Here is a 12,729-nt window from a genome sequence, read left to right as displayed (position 1 = left end):
TAGTTGTCAGAAAATGAACGAAGGAATGAAAGAAATGACGAACCCGATCGATCAATTGCCGGCAAGGCAGCAGCAGGCCCTGAAAACACGCCAAAAGCTTCTCCAGGCCGGAAAAGAAGTTTTTCTCGAAAACGGCTTCCAAAAAGCAACCATCTCCCAAGTAATCAAAAAAGCAAAAACAGGCTACGGCACGGCGTACGTCTATTTTAAAAATAAAGATGAGCTTTTCATTACTTTAATGGAAGATCTCATGAACCAATTTTACGAAGTGGCAGAGATGCCCTTTAAGCCGCAGGCCAAAGAAGAGGCCTATGAAAATATTAAGAAGCAGGTCAGGCTGTTTCTGCAGCTGGCTTTGGACGAGCGGGACATGATGAAGGTCGTAAAAGAGGCAATCGGCGTCTCACCTGAGATAGAGGAAAAATGGTACGGAATTCGTGAACGCTTCATCGAGCGGATTTCAGTCGATATCCGCTACGCACAGGCGCAAAAGCTTGCCAAAGAGCACCTCGATCCGGCCCTTACCGCGAGAGGCTGGTTTTATTCAAATGAGATGTTCATGTGGGAGCTTGTGATGAATGAGGAGAAGTATCAGATGGATGACGTGATTGTTAATTTGACGAGCATGTATACGGGCGGGCTGTACGAATAAAGATTTATGTGCCACTTTTAATGATTTGCCTGCCCCTTTTTCATTTTATGGTTCAATTATGTGCCACTATTCAATTATATGTGCCATTTCCCATTCCACCGTCTGTTATAAATTTCAAAAAAAGGTGCCTCCTCCCCCAGGAAAAGGCACCTTTTTTCAATTCGAAACCAGCTTGGGTTCATTCGATGTAACCGTAATACTCCCTTTCGAAATCTTCACAACCACATCCGAATCTCTCGCAATGTCGGGGTCATGCGTAACGACGATCACGCATTTCCCTTCTTCATGGGCCAGAGCCCGTAAAAGCCCAACAATCTCCTTGGCGGTATCTTCATCCAGGTTGCCGGTCGGCTCGTCCGCCACAATCAGCTCGGCGTCACAGCACAATGCCCGGGCAATGGACACACGTTGCTGCTGGCCGCCGCTTAAAGTAAGCACTTTTTGCCGGGCCTGGATTTCAGAAATCCCGACCCGCTTCAGCATCTCCACAGCAATCGCCTTTTTATTTTTCGCAGAAGACCCCGTAATTTCCATCGCTGTCAATACATTCTGCAGGGCCGTCATATAAGGAAGCAGATTATAAGATTGAAAGACAATCGAGACAAATTTGTTCCGGAACCGCGTCAGCCCGATTTTTCGGATATCCTTTCCTTCGTAAAGGACTTCTCCTTCTTTCGGAACATCCAGGGCACTGGCCAGAGCAAGGAATGTCGTTTTCCCGGATCCGGACGGCCCGATTATGCTGTAAAAATTCCCTTTTTCAAAACTCACATTAATATTTTTCAAGATATCATGTTTTTTATTTTCGTGTTTATACCAGTAGCTGATATTTTTGAATTCCAGCAATGAACTCATTTTTCCATCTCCTTTTAATCCTGCTTGCTTAGAATGGCTTTTGGCTGAAGGCGTAATACGGATAACGAAGGCAGTAATGCCGACAATGCTGCGATTACCAGGCCAATTAGCGCAAGGAAGCCAAGATCCTCTCCTGTCACCTGGACATCCATTTCATCTACTGTCTCCACTGATTCCTGAGCCTGCATCATTCCCGGTCCGAAGCCGCCCATGCCTCTTCCTCTGAAGGATTCCGGTGTATCCGTCTGTTCCGCTGAAGCCAGTTCCTGATTCAGGAGCTGGTCGCCAAGCTGACTCGCCACCACATTGCCGCTCGCTGTGGCAATGCCGAGCGATAATACAGCCACGACTAAAATTTCCGCTATAAACTGGCCTGCGAGCTTCCACCTTTTTTCCCCGATCGCCAGCAGGACGCCCATTTCATACTTCCGCTCACGGATCGACATCATGACGATCAGACCCAATATGATCGCTCCGGCAATGGATACCAGGTACACAATATTTTTCGAAAATCCGGCTACATTCTCAATCGGGCCGACCATCTGCTGATAAAGCTGGTCATCGGCATCAAGCTTGAACGTTTCGAAATCGATGCTGCTCTCTGCTTTTGCCTGATCGATAAAGCTCTGCATATCAGCTGGATCATCTATGTAGTAGATAGCGCTATCGATCGTATTTTCATAGTCAGCACCTTTTAGTGCTGCAGCAGCAGTGTATGGAACATACAGCTTGTTATAAGGATTCAGTGCTGTAAAATCCATTGCCTGATCAGATCCGGCAGAAGCTGTTTGATAGATTCCGATCACTTCAAGCTCCATTACAGCGGTCTCATCACGCGGGTTTGTGACGGTAATCTTGTCTCCAACAGCCAGCTCGTTTTCTTCCGCCAATGTCTGTTCAATCAGCGTGACATTTTTTCCGATATGCTCTTCTGTGATCCCGGTTCCTTCAACAATCGAGGAGGTTCCATCCATAAACTCCGCAACCGAGTCTGTAAATGCAACCCCCTGCAGGCTCACATCCCCCTGCATCATTCCACCCGGCATGCCCCTCCCAGGCTCCTGCCCTTCACTGCTTTCATCAGATGTGTCTGAGGCAGCCGACTCGCTTTCAATCGCCTCAAAATCGGAGGCCAGCCCAGTGTTGGATGAGTAAAAATTATAGCCTTTAATCTGGTCATAAGAAGCCAGTTCCTCTGCTGCATCAAGCGGGACAGGCACTGACTGGAAACGTACCCGCTCCCCCCCGCTCTGCTGCCCGGACATCGCCTGCTCTCTCAGTTTTTCCATATCAGCCTGCAGGGTGACATCTGCCCCCAGCTTTTGGCGGGCGAGATCACCCGACTTTTCGGCAGCTGTCTGGATCGACAGTCCTGCCAGCACTAATACACAAATCACGGTAAATACGAAGATCTGCAGAATGCTTTTCCCTTTTCGGGCCTTCACGCTTAAAAACGCTCGTTTTAAAAAATTCATCTCAAGATTCCCCTCAGCCCTCTAAATAGTTCTTAATCTCATATTCTTCAAATTTCTCTTCCAGCCATGCGGTGTACTCGGTCTGCATCTCTGTTTCGAATAAGGTATTTTTAATATCCTCCTTCACATCCTCATAGACTGCTTCTTTGGCTTCCTGCTTTTCTGCTACTTTGATGACATGATAGCCATATTCGGTTTTTACGGGCTCGCTGATTTTTCCCGGCTCGAGTGCAAAGGCGACCTCTTCAAATTCTGCAGCCATGTCTCCTTTTCCGAAAAAGCCGAGGTCACCGCCCGCATCTTTGTTGCTTTCATCTGTCGAGTATTCAGCCGCCAGCTCTGCGAAGTCCCCGCCATCATTCAGCTTCTCAATGACTTCTTTTGCCGCCTTCTCATCTTCTACTAAAATATGGCTAGCCGAAACCTGTTCCTCCTGGGCAAAGCTGTCTTTGTTTTCATCAAAATAGGCTTTCATATCTTCTTCCGAAATTTCAATCCTTGGTTCGAGCAGCTTCTTCGTTGCCAGGTAGGATTCGATATCTTCCTCAAAATCGGCCATCGTCAGGCCGCTTGATTCGAGCGTCTGCTTTAAAGCATCCTCACCGCCGTATGACTCCGCATATACTGCCTTTTCCTCATCAATTTCTTCCTGTGTCACTTTCACATTTTCTTTCTTCGCTTCCTGATCAATCACTTTCTCGGTGATCAGCGAATCCAGAAGCTCCTGCCCGTACTGGTCAACGAGACGCTCATGCAGCTCATCCTTGCTGATTTTTTCTCCGTTTACGGTCGCAGCAGCATCATCTTGTATAGTGAAAAAGATGGCTGCAGCTGCCCCGATTGTTAATAAACTACCTAAAATCCAATAGAAAACTTTCTTATTCTTCATCCTGTTCCCCTCTCCTAATTCGCTTTCTGATTGCTTGTCAGCGTGACTTCAGCTGTTTTCAATTCGCCCCCGCGATAAAATTCGATTTTCACCTTATCGCCAATCGAAAAATCGCTGTATAAATGCTTGCGCAAATCTCCGGAATTCGTGATTTGCTTTCCGCCAATGCTGACGAGAATGTCCTCTGCCTGCAATCCTGCTTTAGCTGCAGCGGAATCCGGATCTATGTTTGCTACAATCGCCCCGCTAGTTACGCCATCAGGAAGATTGCGCAAATATTGAGGCGGCACTTCGTCAAAGCTTGCCAGGCCAACGCCAAGATACGGGCGGACCACTTGTCCATTTTCAATCAGCTGATCAATCAGTGTTTTCACTTCATTGCTTGGGATGGCAAACCCAAGACCTTCCACCCCGCTGTCCGCAATCTTCAGGCTGTTGATCCCGACCAGCTGGCCGGCTGTATTCATAAGGGCACCTCCGCTGTTGCCGGGATTAATCGCTGCATCTGTCTGAATGACATTTATGTTCCATTCCCCTGCAGAAGTGCTCACTTCAATCGAGCGGTCCACTGCGCTCACAATGCCCTGTGTAACCGTTCTGGATAAATCCAGGCCAAGCGGATTGCCGATCGCCAGCACCTGATCACCTGCTCTCAGCTTGGAAGAATCGCCAAACGTCATGGCTGCAGCGTCTACATCTCCTTTGATTTTCAGCACCGCAATATCTGTCAGTGCATCGGTTCCTACCAATTCTGCTGTTGCCTTCTCGCCATCATGCAGCGTCACCTGAATTTCGCTGGCATTTTCAATCACATGGTTATTAGTCACAATGTATGCCGCATCGTCTGTCTTTTTAAAAATAACCCCTGAACCCGTACCGCTTTCTGAAGCTTCACTCGACTGGCTGAACGGATTATTGTTTTGCTGCTGCATATTCACTACGCCGACAATCGCTTTCGATGCCTGCTCAATTGTATCCGCCAGGGAATTGGATGAAGAAGATACCGGCGTCACATTGAGATTGGATGAGCTTTCAGCTTGTCCAGTTTCTTCTGGAACGGTTGCCTGCGGCGTATCTTCCTGGAAATACGGAACCACTGTCAGCGTAAGCGCCGAACCCAGCACACCAGCCGCCACGGTTGACAGAAACCCTTTCCATACCGGCTTTTTCACCGCCCGGTTTTCCGTTCTGCTTTCTTCGTTAAACTCTGTCATGATTGAACACTTCCTTCTTATCTATTTTGAATTTGAATTAGTTTTCGTTTGCCTTACAAGTCATACTTTAAAGGCCCAATGTGTCAGGAAAATGTCAAAGGGGATTTTTCGAAAAAATTTTCTTATGACTGCATAGGTTTTCGGCCAGGAGTAGTTGAGGTCTAGGAGAAAATGTCCGAACCCTGTGGCTTTTCAGACTGTTTCAGATGAAATCCGAGAGCAAATGATCGAACCTGGCGGTTATTCGGACAGTTGTTGATGAAATCCGGGTGACTCTGTCCGAATCCAATGGTTATTCGGACTGTTTTTGATGAAATCCGGGTGATCCTGTCCGAATCCAGCGGTTTTTCGGACATTTTTAGATGAAATTCGGGTGATTCTGTCCGTATCCAGTGGTTATTCGGACTGTTTTTGATGAAAACCGGGTGACTCTGTCCGAATCCAGTGGTTATTCGGATTGTTTTTGATGAAAACTGGGTGATCCTGTCCGAATCCAGTGGTTATTCGGACTGTTTTTGATGAAAACCGGGTGATCCTGTCCGAATCCAGCGGTTTTTCGGACAGTTTTTGATGAAAACCGGGTGATCCTGTCCGAATCCAGCGGTTATTCGGAAGTTTTTGATGAAAACCGGGTGATCCTGTCCGAATCCAGTGGTTATTCGGACAGTTTTTGATGAAAAGCGGGTGACTCTGTCCGAATCCAGCGGTTATTCGGACAGTTTTTGATGAAATCCGGGTGATCCTGTCCGAATCCAGTGGTTATTCGGACAGTTTTTGGTGAAAACCGGGTGATCCTGTCCGAATCCAGCGGTTTTTCGGACAGTTTTTGATGAAAACCGGGTGATCCTGTCCGAATCCAGCGGTTATTCGGACAGTTTTTGATGAAATCCGGGTGACTCTGTCCGAATCCAGCGGTTTTTCGGACATTTTTAGATGAAATTCGGGCGATTCTGTCCGAATCCACCGGCTAATCGGACTGCGGCAGATGAAATCCTGGAGAACCATCAAATAAAAGAAGACCTCAAAAACAGACGCTGAAACAGGACTGTTATTGAGATCTTATTTTTTTCCTTTTACAAAACTCATAGTGCTCAGGTTCGCACAAACATCTCTAAAGCTTATTAAATTATTACTTTCGTTCCATTAAATTTGGTTAGCGTAAAACCGTTAAAATGCTCATTAAAGGATGAGCTGTAATCCCGCAGGAGCCCAATGGCCACTGCTTCACCAAGCTTTAGCCCTTCTATGCCATCAGAACGCCAATGAACACCTGCTGTGTCTCTGCCCAGGGAAATATTCACACCAAGCTTATTAAGCTCCCCTCCTGCTGTCAGAGGTGCCCCCGGATAAGGAAGCAGCGAGAGTCCATCCAAACATGCTTCCACCGGATCCGGAATCACAAATGATTCGTTGAAAAATGCTTTAAGGATCGTAACCCCTGCACCGGCTATGCATGCATGGCCGGCAGGATAGGCTGGATGGGTCGGACAGCCTTCCGGATATGCCATAGGCAGAAGATAAGAGCCATATCTGCTGTAAACCTGAGTAAGGACGCTGGATTCAAGGAGTTCTGAGTGGATCGGGTATTTAGCCGATCCATTCATATGGTTATGAACACGCCCGCCAAATTCTTCTGGCCGGAGTCTGCGGTGGACGAGGAACTTTTGGAACCAGGCAGCTTCCAGTGCCATCCTCCCTGCTTTTGTGACCATGTCCAATATATGAGCAGCTCCGAAGGTAATGAAACCTCCCTGGGTAGCCGACTTAAGATAAGGGTTGTTCGTGTCGAGAGCATCGGGCCCATAACTAAGCAAAATTAAACAGGCCGATAGCGGACATTGAAATGAAAAATCATAATGTACATACTCACCTAAGTCACGCCCGTTGCGGATATAGCGGGGCACCGGATCTTTTATCGGTTCTCGGGGTGATGAGCCATTTTGTATATCCAGCCATTCTTCATAAGATGTCATATGATCAGACCCAGCCAAAGTGGTGCGGTATTTCTGGGGAATGTCTGCAGAACCAAATGGAATGTCCTTCCACAGCAACTGTGAAATATAGGGACCTGTAAGATTACCTGGAAACTCACTGCGGAACAATGTTTCAGGAGTGACCTTTCCGTTAACTTCCGGTCCGCGAAAATCAGAAAATCTTGATAGTTCACCAGCAGCCTCGGCAATAAGGAGATCACTTTCATAAGCCCAGAAAGGAATATCCCTGGTAAGTGCCTGCCAGTATAACTCTGCCATTTCTCCCGCCTCCCATGCGCTGCTGAATGCTGGAGGCTTGGACAGTTTCAATTGATGGCAATCCGGTCCAATTAAATCATACACATAGGAAGCCTGTGGATTTGAAAGCCTAACCTTCCCTCCCATTGGGATTGATTCAAAATCCTCTGGATTTCCGAACTTAAAGCTTCCATATACTGGTCATACGCCTCGGATACAACTTCTCCAAGAGAATTATGGGGAAGTCCCTTGGTGTAGCTGCCTATTTTCCCGGGAAGCTGTTCATCTCCATTGCATGGATGTTCTTTTGGCGGCACGAGCAGTTGAGAAGCAGCAGACACAAGACGGATGCAAAAGGCTGCCTTCATTCGCTTCCACCCAGTTTTAGGTGCTATTAAGCAGCCTTTTTCCTTATCATAGTAAATTTTCTTTTCTTCCATATAATCTCCCCTGTATCTTCTATTTGGTTTCTTCATGATGATCATTTCATTATATTCACAGGGCAGTTGCAAGCTTGGGTATCAAACTAGAATCCCCCTATCCATTTTGGAAAATGAAAAATAGGATTAATGGAATTCGCTCAGAAAGAGAAAATGGATGCCTGCTTCCACAAAAAAATGCCCAGAGAATCTTTCTCTCAGCATGTCATGAATCCTTTTCAATCCCAAATCGTACTATACTATAACTGACTAAAAAGCGAGGTGTGGAGAATGTTTATTCGACTTTTTCATAAATCAGACCGCACAGGTAAAATCGCCATTCTATCAAGTACCATCCTTTTATTAATAGGCGGATTGACTGCCCTTTTCCTTTAACTGAACCCGGACGATTTGTCTGGTTTTCATGCTTCTAGGATTGACTCCCCCCTATTTTCAAGCTTTTCAGGATAGATTTAGGGGCTGTCCGCAAATAAGCTTCTTTTATCAAGCCTTCTACCTCATTAAACTCTAGTTCATGATCACCTAGAATGGAGGTCCAGCCATGCTGCCCGATATAGGGGGTCTTGAAAAAACGGCTGCCTCCCTGCAATAAAAACTCCTGCGTTTCTTTTGATGTTTTCATGGCAATGGACGGAATGCCCTCTTCGTTTTCTCCCAAAATAATAAAAGGTTTATCTTTCACCCGAAATGAAGTATGTCCAAATTTATCAACCTGTTCGGCGGTTTCAGGAAAACCAATGGCAATCTCCCTTACCTTTGCCAGAATCTCTATGCTTTTTTGTGATTTTAATTGTTTATGGATCATCTTAAAACTCCCTTATCTGTTCATTAATGACACTATTCAACACTATATATAGAAATCCTTGTATTCTGGCTGTTATGATAGCTTTTTGCCAAAAAATTTTTTCAAAACTTCATTCATTTCTCACATTCCCCTTTTAAGATATGAAAAGAAGATGGACGAAGAGGAGCTTTGATGACATGGAAAAGGTTAAAGAAACGACTGATATACAGAAACAGCCGCAGACTAACACATCTCTGTACAGAACGGTTTGGAGATGGCATTTTTATGCGGGCATTATTTTTGCGCCATTTCTTTTTATTCTGGCAGTAACAGGAGCAATCTATTTATTTAAGCCACAAATCGAGGGTGTCCTTTATCAGGATTATTATGAAGTCACCCCTCAGAATGAAAAAATTTCGGCTTCACAGCAGATTGAAGAAGTGAAGAAGCTTTATCCGGATGCAGCAGTGACGGTGTACCGTCCCGGGGAAAGCGCCAATCGTTCAAGTGAAGTCGGCATTGTGAATAACGATGAATCGCTTACTGTTTTTATGAATCCTTATACAGGTGAGTCCCTCGGGGAATTAAACAGCGAAGAGCGGATTATGGATAAAATTGAAGAGTTTCACGGGGAACTGATGGCCGGCACGCTGGGAGACCGGATCGTGGAGCTTGCGGCCTGCTGGGCAGTTGTGCTGATTGTAACGGGGCTGTATTTATGGTTCCCGAAGAAAAGGCCCGGCATGGCTGGTATACTTTTTCCGCGTCTGAATAAAGGAAAAAAAACATTCAGAAGAGATTTGCATGCTGTACCTGCCTTCTGGGTCACTGCTGGGATGCTCTTTTTAATCATGACAGGATTGCCTTGGTCCGGATTCTGGGGTACGAACTTTCAATCGATGGCAACCAATACCGGGGAAGGATATCCCCCTAGTGTCTGGGTTGGAAGCGGACCACAGTCAACCATCCAAACGAAAGACATTGCCGATGTTCCATGGGCTGCCGAAAATCTGGACGTGCCTGTGTCAGACCTTCAGGGATTTATTCCTCTTTCGATTGATGATGTTGTTTCTGCTGCAGAACGTGAAGGCGTCCATCCTAGCTATTCAATTTATATTCCACAGGATAAATTGGGAGTGTATACAATTTCAGCCTTCCCGCCCAAAGCGCAGGATGAAATTACGATGCATGTCGATCAGTATACAGGTGCGGTTTTGACAGATTACCGCTATGACCATTACGGGTGGATCGGGAAAATGGTCGCGTGGGGAATTACGCTTCATAAGGGGACACAATTTGGTCTGATTAACCAATTAATCAGTTTATTCATCTGCCTTGGCATCATCCTTGTGGCGGTAAGCGGCTATTATCTGTGGCTCAAACGCAAGCCGAAAAAAGACATGGGTGCACCAAAAACAGCTGGGTTTAACAACACAAAGGGATTCTTCCTTCTGTTAATTGCCATGGGAGTCCTCTTCCCATTAGTCGGCTTAACGATCATCGCTGTTTTGATAATTGACTTTTTCTTAATCCGGAGAATACCAGCGTTGAAGAGGTTTCTGAATGCATAAGTTTATGATAGGGGAGTCTAATGCCGTGAAAAAATATATCTTTATGATCCTGCTGCTGTCTTTTCTGAGTGCATGTTCACTTGATGAGAATGCAGCAGAGCTTTACAAACAGGAAACTCCGCTGAAACTGGAAATACAAACACCCGACACTTTTACAGCTGGAGAACAGGAAACAATTAAAGCCACTCTCACACAGGACGGCAAACCGGCTGATCATGCTGATTTTGTTCATTTCGAAATTTGGAAGCAGGACGGCACTGTCCAATATGGGATGGAAGAAGCAGTCAATGAGGGCGGGGGCGTCTACAGCATCAGCAAGGACTTTGACAAGGATGGGCTCTACTTTGTAAAAGTGCATGCCCAGCAAGGCGATAGCCTGATCATGCCGCAAAAGCAGTTTATTGTGGGGGAGCTGTCGAAAAGCGACTTGGAATTCCTGCAAGAAGGAACAGGCAAGCAGGAAGCCGGGCAGGGGCATCATCATTAAAGGAAGATGGAGAAATATGAAAACAAAAGGGCAGAAATGACAGTAAAGGCTGTCACTTCTGCCCTTTAATATAATCATAAAGGTACTGCCATCCAATCACTTAATCTACAACCGGAAACCACCCCGGAGTGTTCACGATTGCCTGCCAGAGCGGATCCGGGATAACCAGTTTCTCCTGATCCTTCCTGGATAAAGTTGTGGCAATTTCAGATTCTTTTCCTTCCTGCACCTTTTGCACCCAATCCGGCTCCATAATCAGTTCCCGGCCAAGAGCAACCATGGCCACTCCCGTTTCCAGTGCTTTTACAGCTTCATCAGGAGTATGGATCGACCCTACTCCGATAAGCGGCAGGCGATTATTAATTTTTTCTAAAAGATGCTGAATTCTCGGCTTAGCTTCATCAGCCCCGCGTCTTGGCTTGGACCAGAACTCCATAAGGGAGACATGAAGATAGTCAAGCCCTTTATCCGATAGGACATCCACAAGCTGAAGTGTATCTTCCATTGTAATCCCTGGATCAGTCGGCTCTTCAGGCGAAAAACGGTAACCGACAATGAATGGCTCTTTCGCATGTTCTTGTACAGCTTTTTGCACTGCGTCTACCACAGCTAACGGGAACGTCATGCGCTTTTCAAGGCTGCCCCCAAATCGGTCCTCACGGCGATTTGAATGCGGAGAAAAGAACTGCTGAATTAAATAGCCGTTGGCTCCATGAATTTCGACACCATCATAGCCTGCCTGGATGGCCCGGCGGGTGGTCTCTCTGAAAGCGGCAATGATGTCCTCCACTTCTTTTTCCGTCAGTGCCCTTGGCGTATTTTCGCTTCCTTCTGAAGCAACCGCACTGGCACTTACTGTTTCCCCATTTGGAACAAGCTCTGGAGGGCATTCCCTCCCGCCATGAAAAATCTGGAGAATCGCTTTGGCACCCTGCTCTTTAATGCTGGCTGCCAGCCTCGAAAGACTTGGAATCATCCCATCGTGATCGCCGCCGAATTCACCATGAAATCCCTTTCCGTTGGCTGTCACATTTGTACAGGCCGTAATCACCATTCCGGCCCCTTTGGAGCGGCGTACGTAATAATCGATCTCGGCATCTGACACCGTTCCATCCGGATGGGAAGAGAAATTGGTCATCGGAGCCAGGACCACTCTGTTTTTTAACTCCACATTATTTTTTAACTGAAGAGATTCTAATAGCGGTTTATAGCTTGGATTCATGTAAATCACTCCTTTTTTTCGTTCAAACCTAGTTTGTTTAATGTTTACGCAAAATAAACTGACAGCGAAACTATACTGTAATACTATAAGTTACAGTTTAGGAAGTCAATTATTTGAACCGCAAGCTTTTTCCGCCTGGTGGGACAGGGGGACAGTCTTCTGTCCCTCTGCTCCAAGTAAAAATATGTTAACCTGTCTCCTGATCCCAATACGATATATTTTCGATTACCACATCCAGCTGGCCGCTTGGGATAATCAGGGAGGTTTGTTCACCCATATTTTTTAACAGAAGCTGCCTGCCAACCGGAGACAAGAATGAAATGCAGCCATTATCAGGGTCCGACTGATCTGGCAGGCAGATATGATAATCCTCCCGGTCATCCTCCCCGTTTAATAACACTGTTACTTTTGTTCCAATCAACACTTTTCGCAAAGGCGGTTCTGCAGGAACCTGATTACAACGTGCAATGTATTGCTCCACTTCGCTTACATAGATACTAAGGAAGTCGTTTTTCCGCTCCTTTAACGGAGTGGAAGATACATAAAGGCTATTCAAATCCTGATAATTTTCATCAATAAACGTCAGCTGTTTAATAAAGTACTCTTTTTCAGTAAGAGCCTCAAGACTATGGTTCATAGTAGATAACCCCCCTGCTGGGATTAAACACCTTGCAAAACTTCAATTCTACTGTCATTTCCTTGCACCATCCTTCTTTTGAATATATAAAAAGCAGACCTTTCCCGTTTACAAAGAAAGGTCTACTATATGTTTACAACATAGCATATATGTACCTGAAAAGCCAGCTAACGATTAATCCTATTAAAATGCTGCAAGCAGCATCATAATTATATAAGAGCAAAATGTATCTTTATACCATAATCTTTGTCCAAGCGTTTTCTCCCTTTTAT

At 45.8% G+C, this 12,729-nt stretch carries 12 protein-coding genes; 3 read left to right on the top strand and 9 right to left on the bottom strand.

The window, feature by feature from the left end:
• Positions 1 to 34: 34 nt before the first annotated feature.
• Positions 35 to 652: a TetR/AcrR family transcriptional regulator gene (locus tag IRB79_RS05615; protein WP_243509251.1), complete on the top strand. Its 618-nt coding sequence runs from the start codon at positions 35 to 37 to the stop codon at positions 650 to 652.
• Positions 653 to 808: 156 nt separating this feature from the next.
• Here IRB79_RS05615 and IRB79_RS05610 read toward each other — a convergent pair whose 3' ends face one another.
• The 7 genes from IRB79_RS05610 to IRB79_RS05580 form a co-directional block, all read right to left on the bottom strand.
• A complete protein-coding gene (locus tag IRB79_RS05610; protein WP_243507245.1) occupies positions 809 to 1,507 on the bottom strand; it encodes an ABC transporter ATP-binding protein in 699 nt (232 codons plus the stop codon).
• 14 nt (positions 1,508 to 1,521) lie between these two features.
• A complete protein-coding gene (locus IRB79_RS05605; protein WP_243507243.1) occupies positions 1,522 to 2,982 on the bottom strand; it encodes an ABC transporter permease in 1,461 nt (486 codons plus the stop codon).
• Positions 2,983 to 2,995: 13 nt separating this feature from the next.
• A complete protein-coding gene (locus IRB79_RS05600) occupies positions 2,996 to 3,871 on the bottom strand; it encodes a peptidylprolyl isomerase (protein ID WP_243507241.1) in 876 nt (291 codons plus the stop codon).
• Between the two features lie 14 nt (positions 3,872 to 3,885).
• The gene (locus IRB79_RS05595; protein ID WP_243507239.1) at positions 3,886 to 5,085 is read right to left on the bottom strand and encodes a S1C family serine protease; all 1,200 of its coding nucleotides are present in this window, start codon (positions 5,083 to 5,085) and stop codon (positions 3,886 to 3,888) included.
• A gap of 1,121 nt (positions 5,086 to 6,206) precedes the next feature.
• Complete coding sequence (locus IRB79_RS05590) at positions 6,207 to 7,337, bottom strand: vanadium-dependent haloperoxidase (RefSeq protein ID WP_243507236.1); 1,131 nt, start codon at positions 7,335 to 7,337, stop codon at positions 6,207 to 6,209.
• A gap of 71 nt (positions 7,338 to 7,408) precedes the next feature.
• Positions 7,409 to 7,756 (bottom strand): hypothetical protein, encoded by a 348-nt coding sequence (locus IRB79_RS05585; protein ID WP_243507234.1) that lies wholly within the window; start codon positions 7,754 to 7,756, stop codon positions 7,409 to 7,411.
• Positions 7,757 to 8,165: 409 nt separating this feature from the next.
• Positions 8,166 to 8,561, bottom strand: coding sequence for an MmcQ/YjbR family DNA-binding protein (locus IRB79_RS05580; RefSeq protein WP_243507233.1), 396 nt, complete (start codon positions 8,559 to 8,561; stop codon positions 8,166 to 8,168).
• A gap of 176 nt (positions 8,562 to 8,737) precedes the next feature.
• Between IRB79_RS05580 and IRB79_RS05575 the strand changes: the two genes are divergently transcribed.
• Together IRB79_RS05575 and IRB79_RS05570 are read left to right on the top strand one after the other, a co-directional pair.
• Positions 8,738 to 10,111 (top strand): PepSY-associated TM helix domain-containing protein, encoded by a 1,374-nt coding sequence (locus IRB79_RS05575; protein ID WP_243507231.1) that lies wholly within the window; start codon positions 8,738 to 8,740, stop codon positions 10,109 to 10,111.
• Positions 10,104 to 10,598, top strand: coding sequence for a FixH family protein (locus tag IRB79_RS05570; RefSeq protein ID WP_243507229.1), 495 nt, complete (start codon positions 10,104 to 10,106; stop codon positions 10,596 to 10,598). Before IRB79_RS05575 ends, IRB79_RS05570 begins: the two co-directional genes overlap by 8 nt.
• A gap of 100 nt (positions 10,599 to 10,698) precedes the next feature.
• Here IRB79_RS05570 and IRB79_RS05565 read toward each other — a convergent pair whose 3' ends face one another.
• Together IRB79_RS05565 and IRB79_RS05560 are read right to left on the bottom strand one after the other, a co-directional pair.
• The gene (locus IRB79_RS05565; protein ID WP_243507227.1) at positions 10,699 to 11,820 is read right to left on the bottom strand and encodes an NADH-dependent flavin oxidoreductase; all 1,122 of its coding nucleotides are present in this window, start codon (positions 11,818 to 11,820) and stop codon (positions 10,699 to 10,701) included.
• Positions 11,821 to 12,007: 187 nt separating this feature from the next.
• A complete protein-coding gene (locus IRB79_RS05560) occupies positions 12,008 to 12,457 on the bottom strand; it encodes a GreA/GreB family elongation factor (protein ID WP_243507226.1) in 450 nt (149 codons plus the stop codon).
• Between the last annotated feature and the right edge of the window lie 272 nt (positions 12,458 to 12,729).

It is taken from the genome of Cytobacillus oceanisediminis, assembly GCF_022811925.1.
Taxonomy (GTDB): Bacteria; Bacillota; Bacilli; order Bacillales; family Cytobacillaceae; genus Cytobacillus; species Cytobacillus oceanisediminis_D.
Note: the sequence above shows the minus strand (reverse complement) of the source record. Positions and strands in the feature narration are given on the sequence as shown.